The organism is Acidimicrobiia bacterium, assembly GCA_009694375.1.
Lineage (GTDB): Bacteria > Actinomycetota > Acidimicrobiia > Acidimicrobiales > VFJN01 > VFJN01.
This window is the reverse complement of record SHVB01000002.1, coordinates 73,357-90,659: the sequence shown is the minus strand read 5'-3', so window position 1 is coordinate 90,659 and position 17,303 is coordinate 73,357. Positions and strand designations below refer to the sequence as shown.

The 17,303-nt window shown below is 67.3% G+C and carries 16 protein-coding genes and 1 tRNA gene; 11 read left to right on the top strand and 6 right to left on the bottom strand.

Going from position 1 to position 17,303, the window contains the following annotated elements; all coding sequences use genetic code 11:
* The first annotated feature begins 3 nt into the window (after window positions 1-3).
* Window positions 4-822, top strand: a complete 819-nt coding sequence (locus EXQ71_02090) for an undecaprenyl-diphosphate phosphatase (protein MSO86294.1) — start codon at window positions 4-6, stop codon at window positions 820-822.
* Window positions 823-831: 9 nt separating this feature from the next.
* Here the strand turns inward: EXQ71_02090 and EXQ71_02085 are convergent, their stop codons facing one another.
* Together EXQ71_02085 and EXQ71_02080 are read right to left on the bottom strand one after the other, a co-directional pair.
* Window positions 832-1,479: a hypothetical protein gene (locus tag EXQ71_02085; protein MSO86293.1), complete on the bottom strand. Its 648-nt coding sequence runs from the start codon at window positions 1,477-1,479 to the stop codon at window positions 832-834.
* Between the two features lie 89 nt (window positions 1,480-1,568).
* The gene (locus tag EXQ71_02080) at window positions 1,569-1,976 is read right to left on the bottom strand and encodes an FmdB family transcriptional regulator (protein ID MSO86292.1); all 408 of its coding nucleotides are present in this window, start codon (window positions 1,974-1,976) and stop codon (window positions 1,569-1,571) included.
* 81 nt (window positions 1,977-2,057) lie between these two features.
* Between EXQ71_02080 and EXQ71_02075 the strand changes: the two genes are divergently transcribed.
* From EXQ71_02075 to EXQ71_02045, 7 genes are all read left to right on the top strand, one after another.
* Window positions 2,058-2,654, top strand: coding sequence for a glycerol-3-phosphate acyltransferase (locus EXQ71_02075; protein MSO86291.1), 597 nt, complete (start codon window positions 2,058-2,060; stop codon window positions 2,652-2,654).
* Between the two features lie 11 nt (window positions 2,655-2,665).
* On the top strand, window positions 2,666-3,547 hold the full coding sequence (gene galU, locus EXQ71_02070; GenBank protein ID MSO86290.1) for a UTP--glucose-1-phosphate uridylyltransferase GalU: 882 nt from the start codon (window positions 2,666-2,668) through the stop codon (window positions 3,545-3,547).
* A gap of 80 nt (window positions 3,548-3,627) precedes the next feature.
* Complete coding sequence (locus EXQ71_02065) at window positions 3,628-4,758, top strand: molybdopterin molybdenumtransferase MoeA (protein MSO86289.1); 1,131 nt, start codon at window positions 3,628-3,630, stop codon at window positions 4,756-4,758.
* Between the two features lie 94 nt (window positions 4,759-4,852).
* Window positions 4,853-5,824 (top strand): GTP 3',8-cyclase MoaA, encoded by a 972-nt coding sequence (moaA, locus tag EXQ71_02060; GenBank protein MSO86288.1) that lies wholly within the window; start codon window positions 4,853-4,855, stop codon window positions 5,822-5,824.
* 13 nt (window positions 5,825-5,837) lie between these two features.
* Window positions 5,838-6,344 carry a cyclic pyranopterin monophosphate synthase MoaC gene (gene moaC / locus EXQ71_02055; GenBank protein MSO86287.1) on the top strand — a complete coding sequence of 169 codons (507 nt, stop codon included), beginning with the start codon at window positions 5,838-5,840 and terminating at the stop codon, window positions 6,342-6,344.
* A gap of 230 nt (window positions 6,345-6,574) precedes the next feature.
* Window positions 6,575-7,102, top strand: coding sequence for a hypothetical protein (locus EXQ71_02050; GenBank protein MSO86286.1), 528 nt, complete (start codon window positions 6,575-6,577; stop codon window positions 7,100-7,102).
* A gap of 48 nt (window positions 7,103-7,150) precedes the next feature.
* A tRNA-Ala gene (locus tag EXQ71_02045) sits at window positions 7,151-7,227 on the top strand.
* A 720-nt stretch (window positions 7,228-7,947) separates the two neighbouring features.
* Here EXQ71_02045 and EXQ71_02040 read toward each other — a convergent pair.
* The gene (locus EXQ71_02040; protein MSO86285.1) at window positions 7,948-9,525 is read right to left on the bottom strand and encodes an MFS transporter; all 1,578 of its coding nucleotides are present in this window, start codon (window positions 9,523-9,525) and stop codon (window positions 7,948-7,950) included.
* A gap of 216 nt (window positions 9,526-9,741) precedes the next feature.
* Here EXQ71_02040 and EXQ71_02035 point away from each other — a divergent pair, with 216 nt between their 5' ends.
* Window positions 9,742-12,021 (top strand): arylsulfatase, encoded by a 2,280-nt coding sequence (locus EXQ71_02035; GenBank protein MSO86284.1) that lies wholly within the window; start codon window positions 9,742-9,744, stop codon window positions 12,019-12,021.
* A 14-nt stretch (window positions 12,022-12,035) separates the two neighbouring features.
* Here the strand turns inward: EXQ71_02035 and EXQ71_02030 are convergent, their stop codons facing one another.
* Window positions 12,036-13,175: an LLM class flavin-dependent oxidoreductase gene (locus EXQ71_02030; GenBank protein MSO86283.1), complete on the bottom strand. Its 1,140-nt coding sequence runs from the start codon at window positions 13,173-13,175 to the stop codon at window positions 12,036-12,038.
* On the opposite strand from EXQ71_02030, the gene EXQ71_02025 reads away from it, so the two are divergent.
* Window positions 13,174-13,980 (top strand): tyrosine-protein phosphatase, encoded by an 807-nt coding sequence (locus EXQ71_02025; GenBank protein ID MSO86282.1) that lies wholly within the window; start codon window positions 13,174-13,176, stop codon window positions 13,978-13,980. The genes EXQ71_02030 and EXQ71_02025 overlap by 2 nt on opposite strands.
* On the opposite strand, the gene menC is transcribed toward EXQ71_02025, so the two are convergent.
* On the bottom strand, window positions 13,969-15,102 hold the full coding sequence (gene menC, locus EXQ71_02020) for an o-succinylbenzoate synthase (GenBank protein ID MSO86281.1): 1,134 nt from the start codon (window positions 15,100-15,102) through the stop codon (window positions 13,969-13,971). The genes EXQ71_02025 and menC overlap by 12 nt on opposite strands.
* 6 nt (window positions 15,103-15,108) lie before the next feature.
* On the opposite strand from menC, the gene map reads away from it, so the two are divergent.
* Window positions 15,109-16,083 carry a type I methionyl aminopeptidase gene (map, locus tag EXQ71_02015; GenBank protein MSO86280.1) on the top strand — a complete coding sequence of 325 codons (975 nt, stop codon included), beginning with the start codon at window positions 15,109-15,111 and terminating at the stop codon, window positions 16,081-16,083.
* Here the strand turns inward: map and EXQ71_02010 are convergent.
* Window positions 16,080-17,297, bottom strand: a complete 1,218-nt coding sequence (locus tag EXQ71_02010; protein MSO86279.1) for a winged helix-turn-helix domain-containing protein — start codon at window positions 17,295-17,297, stop codon at window positions 16,080-16,082. The two genes, map and EXQ71_02010, sit on opposite strands and share 4 nt — an antisense overlap.
* Window positions 17,298-17,303 lie beyond the last annotated feature (6 nt).

The window sequence follows — 17,303 nt, the reverse complement described above, 5'->3', positions numbered from 1 at the left end:
CTCTTGTCGATCTTTCACGCCATTGTTCTCGGGATCACCCAGGGCCTCTCGGAGTTTCTGCCGATCTCGTCCTCGGGGCACCTCCTGCTCGTGCCGTGGCTGTTCGGCTGGCAAGACTTCGCCGGTCAGCCATCGCTGGAAAAAACCTTTGACGTTGCTCTGCACCTCGGCACGTTGATCGCCGCGGTGGCCTACTTCCGGCATGATCTGCTGCGGTATCTCAAGGCGGGCCTGCGTCCCTCCCAGAAGGGCACCCAGGATTTCCGACTGGCGTGGTTCTTGCTGGCCTCGGCCATCCCGGCGGCGATTACCGGCGCCTTGTTCAGCGAGGTGATCGAGCGTCGCACCGGCTCCATCTGGCTCATTGGCACGATGCTCATCGTGTTTGGTTTGGTGCTGGGCTGGGCGGACCGCCGCCCCGGTACCCGAGCACTCGAACAGGCGACCGCTCGTGATGTGGTGATCATCGGTCTCGCCCAGGCCGTGGCATTGCAGCCCGGTGTGTCCCGCTCGGCGGTGACGATAAGCGCCGGTCGGGTGGCCGGACTGGGGCGCGATGGGGCGGCTCGGTTCGCGTTCTTGATGAGTATCCCGATCACGGTGGGAGCCTTGTTGTTCACGGCCACCGATGTGGCGCAGGGCGGTGGCATTCCCGAGGGGTTCCTGGCCCCGTTCCTCTGGGGGATGGTGGCTTCAGGCATCACGGGGTGGCTGGCGGTCTGGGGCCTGTTGCGCCTGCTCAAGACGCACTCCTTCACGCCGTTCGTGATTTACCGGGTGGTCCTCGGAGTGGCGGTGCTCGGGTTGTACGCGGTGCGGTAGCCGCGATGGTTAGGGAGCCACCAAGGCGAGGGTGACCGCTCCCTGGCCGAGGGCTACGGCTATTCGGGGGGCGAGGGCGGTGGCCACCGCCACGGTGATGGCCGTGTCGCTCACGCCGACGACCATCGCCGCGGGGGCTACCGCAAAGCCGGGCGGTCCGGTGCCGGCGGCCTCGGGGGCAAGCGCCACCAGCACATCGACGCGGTCGCCAATGTGGAGCGCAGGGGTGGTGGCGGGTTCGGCGGGGATGGCTACCGCCCGTGTCCCGGGCAACAAGCGGGCGCTCAAGGCGGTGGCCGCGGCCGGGGCAAGATGAGCGGCGAGCAGCACCTCGCCGCGGTAGACCCTCGCCCGCACGCGAGCGTCGGAGGGCAACGCGCTGGGTGCCCCGGGGGGGATGAGGGCGCGGGGGGTTTGGACCACGTCGGTGTTGGAGAGGTCGAGCCGGTCGCCGGGGGCGAGGTCGCGGGTGACGATCACGGCGGGGCGACCCGGGCCCCACGCTTCCTGGGCCCGTTCGGCACGCTCCACCACGCTGGCCACCGCGGTGGTGGTGACTAGCGCGGCCACCGCCGCCAGCGCCCAGCGCAGTCGGGGCTGCCGACGCAGCAGTAGACCGGGTCGTACCCGACGGCGGGACAATGGCTTGGGGCGCATGGAGGCGCGTCTCCTCAACGGGAGAGGGACCGGGCGGGGGAAGCCTCCGCGAGGCTAGTGGCGCGGCGGGGCGAGGGGAAGGTGTGCGCTCAGGTGGGCTTGGAGCCGGACTTGCTGGGCTTGGAGCCGGAGTCGCTGGGCTTGGAGCCGGAGTCGCTGGGCTTGGAGCCGGAGTCGCTGGGCTTGGAGCCGGAGTCGCTGGGCTTGGAGCCGGAGTCGCTGGGCTGGCTGGTGCTCGGCTCGGTCTTCTTGGTGGAGTCGGAACTACTCGATCCGCCCGAGGTGTCGCCGTTGGAGGCCGGGGTGGGGGTTTTGGCCTTGCCGCGACTGTCGTTTTTGTAAAAGCCGCTGCCCTTGAAGGAGATGCCGACATTGCCGAACAACTTGCGAAGGGTGCCCCCGCACTGGGCACAGGTAGTGAGCGCGTCGTCGCTGAAGGACTGAACGACGTCGAGTTGGTTCCCGCAGTCCTTACACAGGTATTCGTAGGTGGGCACGACGTCCTCTGCACCGTTGGCACTCAAACCATGAGAGTGCCAGCGTAGCGGTCGGCTGTCCCGGGCCGCACCTCCGCGCCCATCTACGGTCTTGGTGTGGACCTTGGGTGGGTGGCGGTCGTGCCGGCGTACCTGCTGGGCACGTTGCCCACCGCGTTGGTGGTGGGTCGGGGCTACGGCCGAGACCTCACGACGGAGGGGTCGGGTAACCCGGGCGCCTCCAACGCCTGGCGCACCTTGGGGCGACGGGCGGCGGCAGTGGTGCTGTTGGGGGATGTGGGCAAAGGGGCGCTGGCGGCGGGGATGGGTTGGGCCATCGGTGGGCGGGCGCTGGGGGTGGGGTGCGCCCTAGCGGCGGTGGTAGGCCACGTAGCACCAGTCAGGCGCGGGTTTCGAGGGGGCAAGGGGGTGGCCACCATGGTGGGGGCGGCCCTCGTGCTGCTGCCGGTGGTGATGGTGGTGCTGGGGTTGGCGTGGGCGTTGATCGTGCGAATCAGCGGGGTGGCCGCCGCAGGATCATTGGTGGTGGCGGCCGGATTGCCCGTGGGCGCAGCCCTCATCGGGCAGTCGCCGGCGGAGGTGGCGATGTGGGCGGCGGCCGGGGTGGTGGTGGTCACACGTCACCGCGACAACATCGGGCGGCTGCGTCGGGGTGAGGAACCGTCGCTGAGCGACTAGAACTTGGCTCCATGACCTCTGTGCGCAAGGCCGTCATCCCCGCGGCCGGGCTCGGCACGCGCTTCCTGCCCGCCACCAAGGCGGTGCCCAAGGAGATGTTGCCCGTCGTCGACAAGCCAGCCATCCAGTACGTGGTGGAAGAGGCCGCCCGTTCGGGGATCGAAGACATTCTGATCATCACCGGGCGCAGCAAGAAGGCCATCGAAGATCACTTCGACCGCAACGTGGAACTCGAAGCCGAACTCCATGCCAAGGGTCAGGATTCGCGGCTCGCGGAGGTGCTCGCCCTCGCCAACCTGGCCGAAATCCATTACGTCCGCCAAGGCGAGACGCGTGGCCTGGGCCACGCGGTGGGCCTGGCTCGCCGGCATGTGGGCAACGATTCCTTCGCGGTGATGTTGGGCGACGACATCATGGACGAGCACTCCACCGTGCTGGCGGAGATGATCGCCCACCACGAAGCGCGACAGTCGGCGATCATCGCCTGCAAGGAGTTTCCACCGGAGGAAATCAGCGCCTACGGCAGCATCGCCTACGACCAGGTGGAGGAGCGCCTCCTCCAGGTGCGCAGCATCGTGGAGAAGCCAGCGCCGCAAGAGGCTCCCTCCACCTGGGGTGTGATGGGGCGATACGTGTTCTCACCGTCGATCTTTGCGGCCATTGATCGCACCCCGCCGGGGGCGGGGGGAGAGGTGCAGTTGACCGATGCCATCGGCCAGCTCCTCGATGACGGGGACGTGTACGGCTACACCTTCAGCGAGGGTCGCTACGACATCGGCGACAAACTCGATTACCTGCGCGCCACGGTGGAGTTGGCCTTGGCCCATCCTGATGTCGGCGCCGATTTCCGTGCCTGGCTGAGCCGGTACGTACGCGAACAGGGCATCGTCTGATCTCCCTCGCCGACGCCCAGGCCCATGTTCTGGAACGCGTCGTTCCCCTCGCCCCCGCTCGCCTGTGGACCATGGCGGCGGTGGGTTGTGTCTTGGCCGAAGCGGTCATCTCGCCGGAGGCGGTGCCGGCTTTCGCCAACTCGGCGATGGATGGCTATGCGCTGCGGGCGGCGGATACTGCGGGCGCGCCGGTGGAGTTGCCGGTGGTGGGTGAGGTGGCGGCCGGCCATCCCGCCCTGGTGGCCCTCGGCCCCGGGGAAGCCATGCGGATCTTCACGGGGGCGCCGATCCCCGAGGGGGCAGACTCCATCGTGCTGGTGGAACAAACCCAACGGCGGGCCGACGGGGCCCGGGTGCTGATCGAGGTAGTGGTACCACCGGGGCGGCATGTGCGGCCGGCGGGCGATGACCTGCAGGTGGGTGATTCAGTGTTTGGCCCCGCTGAGGTGATCACCGCCGCCCACCTCGGGGTGCTGGCGAGTATCGGCGTAGGGGAGGTGCTCGTGCACCCCCGCCCGCGCGTGGGGGTGCTCTCGACCGGCGACGAACTAGTGGGGGGCGGGGGGGCGCTCGGGCCCGGCCAGATACGCGACTCGAACCGGGTAATGCTGCTGGCACTGGTGGCCCAGACCGGTTGCATGGCGGTGGACCTGGGCCTCATCCCCGACGACGAAGCCGCCATCACCGCGGCGATTCTCTCGGGGGCGGCCACCTGCGATGCGGTGATCACCACCGGCGGGGTGTCCATGGGCGACATCGATTTGGTGAAGGTGGTACTCGAGCGCATCGGCGACATGCAGTGGATGCAGATCGCCATCCGACCGGCCAAGCCCTTTGCCTTCGGACAGGTGGGGGATCGTTTCACGCCGGTGCTGGGGTTGCCGGGCAACCCGGTGTCGTCGCTGGTGAGTTTCGAGTTGCTGGCCCGCCCGGCGTTGCGGCGGCTGGCGGGGCGAGGGGATCTACACCGTCCCCGGGTGACCGCCACCGCCGGCGAAACCTTTACGCGCACGCCCGATGGCAAGACTCATTTTGTTCGCGTGGTCGCCACCCGCGACGAGCACGGGGCGCTGCAGGTCGTTTCGGCCGGTGGCCAAGGTAGCCACCACCTCACCGCGATGGCCCGCGCTCAGGGCTTGGCGGTGATCCCCGACGGCGAGGGAATTCCCGCTGGGGGCGAGGTGCGGGTGCTGCTGCTGGTGGAGGTCTGATCCCCGGGTGGGCCTGGCGCCGGGGTGGGTCGCCGAAACGACGTAACCTGCGGGGGTGACTACCGCCGACGCGTCCACCGAGGTACCTCGGCCACTGGTCGATTCGTACGGGCGGGTGCATCGAGACCTCCGTATCTCCGTCACTGATCGGTGCAATTTCCGCTGTACGTACTGCATGCCGGAGGAAGGCATGACGTGGCTGGCGCGTGAGGACGTCCTTACCTTCGAGGAGTTGGAACGGGTGGCCCGGTTGCTGGTGGAGCGCCACGGCATCACCTCCATTCGCCTCACCGGGGGCGAACCCACTGTCCGGGCCCATCTGCCGGTGTTGGTGAGCAAACTGGCCCAGCTACGGGTAGACCTCGCCCTCACCACTAACGGCGCCACCTTGCGCACGATGGCGACGGAACTGGTGGGCGCCGGGCTGCGCCGGGTGAACGTGTCGCTGGATTCGCTGCGGCCGGAGCGTTTTCACGAGATGACCCGCCGGGACGAACTGACCAACGTGCTCAACGGAATCGAGGCGGCCGTTCAAGCCGGTCTGGCGCCGGTGAAGGTAAACGTGGTGGTGGTGCGCGGCACCAACGATGACGAGATCGAAGACCTCGCTCGCTTCGGGCGAGAGCGAGGGGTGATCGTGCGCTTCATCGAGTTCATGCCCCTCGATGGCGGTGAGGCTTGGCAGAACGATCAGGTGGTGCCGCAGGCAGAGATTCTCGAACGCATCCACCGGGTGTTTCCACTCGCTGCGGTGGCGCGTGGCAGCGAGCCCGCCGAGCGGTTCCGCTACCTCGACGGGCGGGGCGAAGTGGGGATCATCCCCAGCGTCACGCGGCCATTCTGCGACCAGTGTGATCGCATCCGTCTCACCGCTGACGGCCAACTGCGCAGTTGCCTCTTTTCCATCCAGGACCATGACCTACGCGGTTTGCTGCGCTCGGGAGCCTCCGACGATGTCCTCTCGAGAGCCATCGAGGAGTGTGTGGGGACCAAATGGGCTGGGCATGCCATCAACCAGGTGCACTTCGTTCGGCCGCGTCGGTCTATGAGCCAGATCGGTGGGTAAGTAGGCTGAGGACATGTCTGATCACGGCCTCACACACCTCGATCCGCTGGGCCGGGCCCGCATGGTCGATGTCACCCCGAAAGACGCCACCCATCGTCGGGCGGTAGCCCGAGCCCGGGTGCACATGCACGCCGACACCACCGCGTTGGTGGCTCGCGGCGCGGTGAGCAAGGGTGATGTGCTCTCGGTGGCCCGCGTGGCGGGCATCCAGGCCGCCAAGCGCACCTCGGATCTGATCCCGTTGTGCCATCCGTTGCTGGTGGGTGCCGTGTTGGTGAACTTCCGCATCGAAGACACCTGGATCGAGGTGGAGGCCGCCGTGGACACGGTGGACCGCACCGGCGTGGAGATGGAAGCCCTCACTGCCTGCACGGTGGCGGCGCTCACCATCTACGACATGTGCAAGTCCGCCGATCGGTCCATGGTGATTGGTGATGTGGCGCTGTGGGAGAAAACCGGGGGTCGCTCCGGGGCCTATCGGCGGGCTCCTCGGGACGACGACGGTGGTTCCGACACGTAGAGCAGGGCTCTAGCGGCGGTGGACAGGCGGAACGGAGAGCGTTTGCGGCCCGGCCGTTGTCGTCGTAGATTCGTAGTCCAACCGCAATGTTCGGGCCTCAGTTTTCAGGGGTGCCCGCCGAATGTTGCAAAACCGCCGGATCGTGGCGGGTCGGTCAGCATCCACCAACGGAGCGCGGCGGACCACTACGTTCCCTGATACACGAAGGACGGCCCCGGAGCGTGACCACAGTGCTGGTACTCGTTATCCTTGCCCTTGTTTGGGCTGCAGTATTGGTACCCCCTTTTCTTCAAGGACGTCGGGAACATCGCCCTAGCGAGTCCATCGCGTCGTTCCGCCAGCAACTGCATGTGCTGGAGCGCACCACCCCCGGTGCCGCTCGCACGAGCCCCGCCCGGTTGGATGTCGGCCACTACGACAACCAGAGTTACGACCGGCGTTCCAACGTCAGCCAACTCGCCCACCGCTCGTCCGGGTCGCCGTCGGGCCAACGCCGCCGCAGCGACGCTCGCCGCCACCGCCGTGATGTGTTCGTCTACCTTCTCGCCGCGGTGGGGGTTACCTTCCTGCTCGCCTTGGTCGTGGGCGGGCTGGCGTGGACCCTCAATTTCGTGGTCGCCGGGCTGTTCCTGGCCTACGTGGGATTGCTCGTGAGCCTTCAGCAGCAGAGCATGGAGCGTGATGAAAAGGTGCGCTACATCGCCCCGCCCACGCCCCGCGTGGAGGAGCCCGCCGACCTTCGTCGTTACGGCAACTGACCCGGGTTCTAACCGCTAGGGCGAGCGCGCTAGCCTGAGGGTCCCTGCGGGGGTGTAGCTCAGTTGGCTAGAGCGCTTCGGTCGCATCGAAGAGGCCGTGGGTTCGAGTCCCATCACCTCCACCATTGTCTTGTTGGCGTAAACTTGCGCGGTGGTCGTGCTCGGGGGGCTGGCCGTTATGACGGTGATGGCGATGCTGGCCTGGCGGGCCGACAACCGTGGTCGGACCCTGCTGTTCGTTCGGTTTGCCGCCCCGTTTTGGTTCCTCAGTTCCATAACGGCCGGGGTGTTCGCAGCGATGCTCACGGAGATATGCACTACGAACAATCGTTGTACCCTTCCGGCTTGCCCGGCCGCATGTGACCGGCCCGAGAACGTCCTGATCATCGGGTTTCTCGCGATGACGGGAGCCTTCGTCGCAGCGCCCCTGCTCGCCCGTAGGTTCTCCCGGGCCAGCGCCTTGGCCCCAGGCGTCCTCGCCTGGTTAGCGACGATTGCGGCTCTGGTTTCCAGCCCTGGGTGAGGCTCCTACGAGGGGCTCAAGCGCTCGTCAGCGGTTGGGCGGGCGACCTCGAGTTGCAGGTCAACGGTCACGCCTACCCATGAGTCCATCCGTTGCAAGCAGGAGGCAACCCAGTCGTCGAGGCGGGGTGACGCCGGGGCATGGGGTGCTGGGCGGCCCTCGCCGACTATCGACGGTCATCCCTGCTGGCGCCGCTCTGCAACGCCGCTGCCTCGCCCGCGACAAGCGCGAGGCGGTTCGCATTGTGTGAGGTTATCTCCACCAGAATTCTCTTGGTGGCACCCGGTGCGATGGACGCGCCGGGTCGGGGTGGCCCTGGCGATCAGGCTGGGGGTGGGCGGTGACCGGGTTGGTGGGCGGGGACCTTTCCGCTGGTGAACAGGGCGACGACGGCGATGAGCAACAGCACTCCCAACGCGCTCTGGAGGGCCCGCACCCGGGCGGCGGTGTTCACGGCGGCGATGGATGCGGCGGCGTCGGGCGGCACCCCGGCCTCATCCAGGGCGGCGGTGAGGTCCTGGTCGGAGAGGAAGGGAATCCCCGCCCCCAGTTCCACCTCGGCGCTGGCCAAGGAGGCCTCGGAAATGTCGGGGTTCTCTTGGATACCGGTAAGGAACGAGGTGGTGAGGGCGCTGATGAGCACAGCACCGGTGAGGGCAATGGCGATCGATGAGCCGAGGTTGGTGGCCGTGTTCTGCAACCCACCCACCTCGCCGGCGCGGTCGTCGGGCATCGACGAGACGGTGACGCTTCCGAGTTGCGAGGCCAGCATCCCCGCCCCCAGGCCAGCAATCAGCAACGGCCAGGTCACGACCTCGGGCCCCGAGCCCACGTTGAGCGCCATGATGAGCGTGGCAAGGCCCACGACGAACGCCGCAAACCCCAGGCGCACCACGCGGCGCGGCGAGACATCGGGGAAGCGCTTCGGCACCCCCAACGCGGCTGCCAGCAAGGTGATGGAAAAGGCCATGAGTTGCAAGCCGGCAGCGATGGGCGAGAGGCCCAGAGCCACCAGGAGGAACAGGGAGATCAAATAGAAGAGGCCGAACTGCAGGAGAAACTGGAAGAAGAACGCCAGCATGCCTGCCCGCAGCGCGAGGTTTTCGAGCAGCACCGGGTCGAGCAGGGGTTCCTTGCCCCGCTCGATAACCCGATCTTCCCAGATGAAGAAGAGCCGGGCCACGATTCCGCCGGCCACCATGAGCCAGAACGACGGGGACAGCCCAAACCATTCGGGGGCCCCTGGCTTGGGTTCGATGAACCCCCAGGCGCTGGAGCGCAGGAGCCCGAAGACGAAGAGCCCCAAAGCCACCGCCGACGCCAGGGTGCCTCCGAGGTCGAGCCGCGTCCCTGGCGTCGGCGGTGTATCGCTGAGGCGTCGAGCGACGACCAGGACGCCCAGCAGGGCGATCACCTCACCAAGGAATACCCAACGCCACGAGAGGTAGGTGGTGAAGAGACCGCCGATGAGGGGCCCAGCCGTTACCGCCACGGCGGCTGCCGCCGCCAGTATCCCGTAGGCCCGGGGGCGCTCGTCCTGGGTGAAGTTGGAGGCCACCAGGGCCACGATGGCGGGCAGGATCAGGGCCGCTCCGAGACCCTCGAGCAGCGACCATCCGACCAGCAGCATGACGAGGTTTTGGGATAGCGCGGTGGTGAGCGACCCGGCCCCGTAGACCACGCAGCCAATGATGAAGGCCCGTTTGCGGCCGAGGAGCTGCCCCAACTTGCCGCCGGTGAGCATGAACGACGCCATGACGAGGGTGTACATGGTGATGGCGGTTTGGATGCCGGTGATGTCGGTCCCGAGGTCCTTGGCCACCTCCACCATCGACACGTTCATAACCGAGGTATCGAGCACCATCACGAACTGGCAGGCCACCAACGCCGAGAGCACCATCCCGGCGGTTCCCGTTCGCGTGGGGTTGGCCGCCTTCGTCCCGGTAGGAGAAGTCACGAGATGGGTCCGGCCGTCATCCTGGCGAGCGAGGCTTCCCGGCAGCTGCCTAGAACGTGCCTGCTCATGGCCGTGGAGGCTATCCGAACGGGTCCGCTCTTGGGAGGTTTGGTCCGGATGAAAACGGTTCGGCTGAACCAGAAATGCCACACTTCCCCCATGAGCGAACCCCGCCCCGAGTTTCAAGGAGTGATCGGCCGCACCTACGAGGATTCAGAGGCCTGGTGGCCGCCGGTGAAAACGGCCCCAGTGGGCGCACCGAACATTGTGGTGGTACTCCTCGACGACGTGGGCTACGCCCAGTTCGGCTGCTACGGATCCGACATCGCCACGCCCTGCTTCGATGGGCTCGCCCAATCCGGGCATCAGTTCTCGAACTATCACACGACGGCTTTGTGCTCACCCACGCGAGCGTGTCTCCTGACCGGACGGAACCATCATTCCAACGGCATGGCCCGGGTGGTGGAGTTGGCGGCGGGGTTCCCGGGCTACAACGCCACCATCCCGAAGGAGAACGGCTTTCTCTCCGAGATTTTGCTGGGCGAGGGCTACGCCACCTTTGCGGTGGGCAAGTGGCATCTCACGCCAGCCACGGAGATGACCATGGGCAGCCCGCGCGACAAGTGGCCTCTGGGTCGCGGGTTCGAACGCTTCTACGGGTTCTTGGGCGGCGAAACCGACCAGTACCACCCTGAACTGGTGTACGACAACCATCCCGTGGAGCCTTCCAAGACCCCCGAGGAGGGCTACCACCTCACCGAAGACCTAGTGGACAAGACCCGGCTGTTTTTGCACGACCTGCGAGCCACGTCACCCGACAAACCGTTCTTCCTGTGGTTCACCCCCGGGGCCTGCCACGCACCGCATCAGGCACCGGCGGCCTACATCGAGGCCTACCGCGGGCAGTTCGATCAGGGCTGGGATGCGTGGCGCGAGGAGGTCTTCGCCCGCCAGATCGACTCGGGTCTCCTGCCTCCCAACACCGTTCTGTCGCCGCGCCCATCGTGGGTGCCCCCCTGGGACTCTTTGGATGCCAATGAGCGCCACCTCTACGCCCGAATGATGGAGGTTTACGCCGGCTTCCTTACCCACACCGATGCCCAGGTGCGCCGGGTGCTCGACGCGATCGATGAACTTGGTGAACTCGACGACACCATCGTGGTGGTGATGAGCGACAACGGTGCCAGCGCCGAAGGCGGCGCCCAGGGCTCCTTCAACGAGGCCTATTTCTTCAACTTCGTGCCGGAAAGTCTTGAGGAGAACCTCGACCGCATCGACGAACTCGGCGGCCCTAGCTCCAGCAACCACTACCCGTGGGGCTGGGCCTGGGCGGGCAACACGCCACTCCAGCGCTTCAAGCGCGACACCCATGAGGGTGGGGTAGCGGACCCGATGCTCGTGCACTGGCCGAAGCGCTTCGGGCCGGGCGGGATTCGCCATCAATACGTGCACGCCATTGATCTGATGCCTACCCTCCTGGAGCTCGTGGGGATCGAGTCACCCGCCATGATCAACGGCATTGAGCAGTTGCCCATCGAAGGGGTGAGTTTTGCCCCGGCGCTGCTGAACGACGACAGCGGCCCATCGGCCCATATCACGCAGTACTACGAGATGTTCGGCTCGCGGGCGCTCTATCACGACGGCTGGAAGGCGGTGGTGTTCCATCCGACGCCGTTCATCGTGTACGACGGCACCGATGTGAACCATCCCTTCGACGAGGATGTGTGGGAGCTCTACCACGTGGCGGAAGACTTCTCCGAGATGGTGGATCTCGCCGAGGCAGAGCCCGAACAGTTGGCCAAGATGAAGGCGCGGTGGTGGGAAGAAGCGGAGAAATATCAGGTCCTCCCGCTCAACAATGAACCTACGAAACACACCGACTCGCGATTCCGTCGGCTCCGATACGAGTTCGGTCCGGTCATCGGTCCGCTCTCCGAGGTGATGGCCCCCAACCTGAAGCGGCGCGACTTCGTGATCGCCGCGGCCCTCACCGTGCCCGAAGCCGGGCCGGTGGAGGGCGTGATAGCGGCCCACGGAAGCCAAGCCGGTGGGTACGCGCTCTACCTCCAGAATCGCCGACTGCATTACGGGTATAACTTCCTCGGGACCACCATCACCACGGTCTCCGCCGAGGTAGATCTGCCGGCGGGCGTGGTTGAGGTGCGGGCCGTCGCCACGGGCGGCGAATCCGGTCGCCTCACCATCGCCCTGTGGTACGGCGACATTCCGGTAGGCGAGGGGGTGGTGCCGCGGCGCACTCCCTTGACCTACGGCGCCACCACCTTCGCGGTGGGCTACCAGCCCACCGGGCCGATCAGCCCGGCGCTCCACGGTCGGGCTGAGGTCACCGCCGGGGTGCTTCAGCGGGTCGTGATTGAGGTGGCGGGTCGGACCAAGCGCACCGAGGACACCGACCGCGTGGACCTCGCCACCCAATAGCGGGCGGGAGCGGGCTAGATCTCGATGGCGCCGAGCGTGAAGCGGGGCAAGAGGAGGTCGGCCACGCGCTGGGCTTCGTCGTCGAGGGGGTAGCCGGAGAGGATGAACGATTCGATGCCGAGGTCGGCGTAGGCCCGAATCTTGGCTTCGACCTGATCGGCGCTGCCGGTGATGGCGGCGCCCACGCCGCTACGGGCCACGCCAATCCCGGTCCACAGCGCCTCTTCCACGAAGCCGTCCTCGCCAGCGGAACCCCGCAAGCTGTCCTGGCGACGCACGCCGTCGGAGGCGTGGTCGTGGGACGATTCCTTGAGCCTCCGGCCCACCTCAGGGTCGAGTTCGCTGATCACGGCGGCGGCGGCGGCGCGCGCGTCGGCCTCGGTGGGGCGCACGATCACGTGGGTGCGGAGGCCAAAGCGCAGTGTGCGGCCGTGCCGGGCCGCGCGCGCCTGCATGTCGGCGACCAGGGCGGCCGATGACGCCACCGTCTCGATCCACATGAGGTACACGTCGGCGTGCTCGGCGGCGGTTTCGCGAGCGGGCTCGGAGGTGCCCCCGAAGTAGAGCGGCGGGGGGGTGGCGGTATGGGTGGCGGTGGTGGGCAGGTCGTAGTTCCACCACTGGCCTTGGTGGTGCACATGATCGTCGGACCAGAACGCTTTGAGCAGGGCCATCGCTTCGGCCGTGCGCTGGTAGCGCTCGGTGCTCCCAAGGGTCTCGCCGGCCAACTCGCTGGAGATGATGTTCACGGTGAGCCGCCCGCCCAGGATCTGCTGGAGTGCCGTGGCCGCCCGGGCAAACATGGGGGGGTCGAACTCCCCCACTCGCACCGCCGGCAGCAACCGGGTATGAGTGGTGGAGGGCGCCAGAGCGCTGGCGAGGGTCCAGGGGTCCATGCCGGGCACGAAGGAACTAGGGATGAGCACGTTGAGGAAGCCGAGGCGGTCTACCAACTCCACCACCCGACGGTTGTAAGCGAAGGTGGCGGCGCGCGTGGGGTCTGCCACCCCCACCCGAGCGGTATCACCCCAGCACGAAGGGGCAAACCAGGAGATCTCTAAGGGGGCGTCGCCCACAACGTTGTCCTTTGGGCGGGGTCCGAAGTCCCAGCGTAGCCGCCGGCGCGGCGCGGGAGCCCGAGACGGCGTCGTAATGAGGGGCGGTAGCCGCTACGTTCAACTGGTGGATAAGCCCCCCGGTGACCCGGCTGCCCCGCCCGCCGCCACCGACCGGAGCATCTCTTTTGATCTCGTGTTCAACGTGCGTGATCTCGGCGGACTGCCCACCGAGTCGGGGGGCTTCACCCGGCGGGGCGTTCTCTATCGCGCCGATGGGGTGCAGCGGTTAGCGGGAGCGGATCTCGACCGGGCGCGGGCGCTGCGGTTGGAGACCGTGATCGATCTGCGAACTCTCGGTGAGATCGAGCGCAGCGGGCGTTTCCCCATCGAGGACTATCCGCTGCGGTGGCACTCGCTGCCGATCCTGAAACGCATGTGGTCCGATGACGACCTCACGCCCACCCACGGGGCGGCGGAGTTCCTATGCAACCGTTACCTCGCCATGCTCGAGGAAGGGGCCGGGTCACTTGCTCGCATCGTGGAGATCGTGGCTGAGGGCTCCACCGTGCTCTTCCACTGCGCGGCGGGGAAGGACCGCACCGGGGTGACCGCCGCAGTGCTGCTCGGGCTCCTCGGGGTGCCCGCCGCAGAGATCATCGACGATTACCACGCCACCGCCGGAGCCATGGCGGCCTTCGTCAACTGGCTCAATGTCACCTACCCCGAGGCCATCGACGCGATGAGGAGCGAGCCGCCGGAGTATCTCGAAGCCCCACCGGGGGCGATGGAGGGGTTTCTGGAGGCGGTAGATGAGCGCTTTGGTTCCATGGTGGGCTATGTGACCGGAATCGGGGTGTCCGCCGCCACCATCGAGCAACTACGGGCGGCCCTAGTGGTCTGAGGGTGTCCACGATCCCACCACGGCCCCGGGGGGTGATTGCGAGAGATCGGGAACAGCATCGGTGCCGGGACCGGTGGGTACGGCAATCAGCCCGTCCACCGGCGTCCGCCGATCGGCCAGATCCGGATCGAACCGGCCCCGGGGGTCGAGGTCGGCGGGGAAGGCCATCCCCGCCAGGGCAGCCACCGCCAGGTTGGCCGCTCGACCAATGCCGGTTTCGAGCATCCCGCCCACCCACACCGGCACGCCGAGTTCGACACAGCGATCGTGCACGGCCCGGGCATTGATCCACCCACCCACCCGAGCGGGCTTGAGGCACACGACTTCACAGGCCCCGAGGGCCACGGCGGCTTCGACAGCGCCGAGCGAGGTCAACGGTTCATCGAGGCAGATCGGGGTGACGAGTCGTCGGGCGAGGGCGGCATGCCCCAGCAGATCGTTGGGGTCGAGTGGTTGCTCGAGGCACACGAGGCCCACCTCGTCGATCTCGTCCAGTTCGGGATCGTTCAGGGCGAACGAACCGTTGGCATCGGCCTGCAACAACCACTGCGGGCCCCCATGGGCTCGCAAGGCACGTAGTGGTTCAGCCGCCGATCCCGGGGCGATCTTCACCCGGAGTCGGCTGGCCCCGAGTGCCACGGCGGCGTCGGCTTCGGCCAGTAGATCCTCAACTCGCTCGTGCAACCCGAGGGCCGCCCCGGCGGGAACGTGGGTAGCGGTGGCGCCCAGCCAGTTACTCAGCGAACGATCGGCCTGGCGCAGTTGCGCATCCAGGATCGCCAGTTCGAGGGCGGCCCTGGCCATCGGGTGGCCTCGTACGGCATCGAGATGGGGACCAAGGGCGAGGGCATCACCCATCGGTCCCGCCGCGGCTCGGGGCAGGAGATGGTTGAGCAACACGGTGATGGCGCTGTCGGTGAACTCGGGGGAGTAGGTGGGTTCCGCTTCGGCCACCAGTTCGGCCCACCCCTCTGCCTCCCGGGCCAGCACGTGGATCAGCACCACATCTCGTTCGCTCACCGTCCCGGCGGCGGTGCGCAGCGGGGTGGTGAGCCGCATCGGGATCCGCAGGATTTCGACGGCTTCCACTCGTACGGTGGGCAGCGGATCAAGAGAAGGCACCTACCCATGGTGGCACCGATAGCCTCAGGAACCGTGACCGACCCTTCCCCCCGGGCCCATAGAAGCCTCAAGGCCAACGACCCCTGCTGGTGTGGGAGTGGCAAGAAGTTCAAGCGGTGTCACAAGGTCAGCAGCACCAACATCGCGCCCGGCCACCAGAGCCCCATGCGTAGCGTGCCCCCCGAAATCGGCCGACCGCCCTACGCCGAGTCCGGCCAGCCCGTGCGCCGCCCCGAGAATCCCGTACAAAGCGACGAGGTGATCAAGCGGATGCGCGTGGCGGGCCGGGCGGCGGCGGAGGTGTTGGCCGAGACGGGAGCCGCGGTTGCCCCGGGCATCACCACCGACGCCCTCGACGCGTACTGCCACCAGGCCTGCATCGACCGCGGTGGCTACCCCAGCCCGCTCAACTACAACGGCTTCCCCAAGTCGCTGTGCACCTCGGTGAACGAGGTCATCTGTCACGGCATCCCCGACGACCGGGCGCTGCTCGACGGCGACATCGTGAACCTCGACGTCACCATTTTTCTCAACGGCGTGCACGGCGACACCAACGCCACGTTCCTCGTGGGTGAGGTGGATGCACCGAGTCGCCGCCTGGTGGAGGTAACCCGTGAGTGTCTCGACCGCGCCATCGCCCAGGTGCGGCCCGGGCGCCCCTTCAACGTGATCGGGGCCGCCATCCAGGAACACGCCGAGGCCCATGGGTTCGGCGTGGTGCGCAGTTTCGTGGGACACGGGATCGGTGAGCAGTTCCACACGGATCTGCACGTTCCGCACTATTACGATCCGCGCCTCACCCGGCTGATCGAAGAGGGCATGACCTTCACGATCGAACCGATGATCACCATCGGGGCGTGGGATCACGACCTGTGGGACGACGGCTGGACGGCGGTGACCGTCGACCGGCAGCGCACGGCCCAGTTCGAGCACACGCTGGTGGTCACCGCCGACGGTTGCGACGTGCTCACCCGGATCTAGACGACGGCCGCCAGCGCCGCCGCCAGATCGCCGCGCCGTTCCACCCGCACCTCGCTCAGTCCAAGGAAGCCCGCCAGTTCCCGGAGCCGTTCGGCCAGGGCCGGCAGGTCGGCTTCCGGATCGAAGGGGGGCTCGGCATGACTGCCTCTCACGAGCAGTGTCCCCGTCGCTCGGTCGGCCTTGAGGTCCACCCGCGCCACCAGCGCGCTGTCGCGAAGAAACGGCAGTACGTAATAGCCGTGCACCCGTTGGGCGGCGGGCACATAGATCTCGATGCGATAGCGAACATCGAAGAGGTCCTGTGTGCGTTGACGATCCCAGATGAGGGAGTCGAACGGGGACAGCAGCGCCGAGGTGGGCACCGCCCGGGGCATGTGGGCATCGGGGTGCAGGAAGGCCTCCTGGCGCCATCCCTGCACCGCTACTGGTCGCAGGGCCCCCTCGGCGGCGAGTTCGGCCACGAGGCGGCGGGCGGGCACGATGGCTAGACGGTGGTAGTCGGCGAGGCTGCGGGCGGTAGCCACCCCGAGACTGCGGGCGGCCCGCAGGAGCAGGTGCTTCATGGCGGTCTCGGCGGAGGGCGTGGGCTGGGCCAAGATGGCGGCGGGGATCACCCGGGCAGGAGCGGCGTAGAGCCGCTCGAAGGTCTGGGGGTTACGAAGGGCCGCCACCTCCCCGTTCCAGAACAACCCTTCCACGGCTTTCTTGGCCGGCGTCCAGTTCCACATCGCCCCGGGTTTCGGCGGCGGACGTTTGATGGCATCGCCAAGCTGATGGAGGTCCCCCAGGGCGATGGGCCCGTGTTCGAGCACAGCCTCCAGCACCGCGTCACCGAGGCCTGGATGGGATGTCTGGAATGAGCGCACTCCACCCCAGGGGTGCTGCTCGCTCATCCGCCACCGCAGCCAGGGATGAAGGGCTACCGGCAGTAGCGAGGCCTCGTGACCCCAGTACTCAAAGACCTCACCGCTGCCCCACAGCCACTCCGCCAAGGCCGGTCGGTCATAGGGCCCCAGGCGGGCCAGAAACGGCAGTTCGTGCGACCGGGTGAGCACGTTCACGGAGTCGATCTGCACCACACCCACCCGATCAAGCACCCGTCGAAAGAGGCGACGGTCGATACGGCCTCGTGGGGCGGGATCGTTGAACCCCTGCGCATGCAGGGCGATCCGGCGGGCTTCAGCGAGCCGGAGGCAGTCGGAAGATAGCGGCATGGCTCC

Coding starts and splice junctions, on each gene's coding strand:
- EXQ71_02085 (MSO86293.1), bottom strand. CDS start 1,479: ATGCGCCCCAAGCCATTGTCCCGCCGTCGGGTACGACCCGGTCTACTG.
- galU (MSO86290.1), top strand. CDS start 2,666: ATGACCTCTGTGCGCAAGGCCGTCATCCCCGCGGCCGGGCTCGGCACG.
- moaC (MSO86287.1), top strand. CDS start 5,838: ATGTCTGATCACGGCCTCACACACCTCGATCCGCTGGGCCGGGCCCGC.
- EXQ71_02040 (MSO86285.1), bottom strand. CDS start 9,525: ATGGTGCTCTCGGCGTTGGTGGCCTGCCAGTTCGTGATGGTGCTCGAT.
- EXQ71_02035 (MSO86284.1), top strand. CDS start 9,742: ATGAGCGAACCCCGCCCCGAGTTTCAAGGAGTGATCGGCCGCACCTAC.
- EXQ71_02025 (MSO86282.1), top strand. CDS start 13,174: ATGAGGGGCGGTAGCCGCTACGTTCAACTGGTGGATAAGCCCCCCGGT.
- map (MSO86280.1), top strand. CDS start 15,109: ATGGTGGCACCGATAGCCTCAGGAACCGTGACCGACCCTTCCCCCCGG.
- EXQ71_02010 (MSO86279.1), bottom strand. CDS start 17,297: ATGCCGCTATCTTCCGACTGCCTCCGGCTCGCTGAAGCCCGCCGGATC.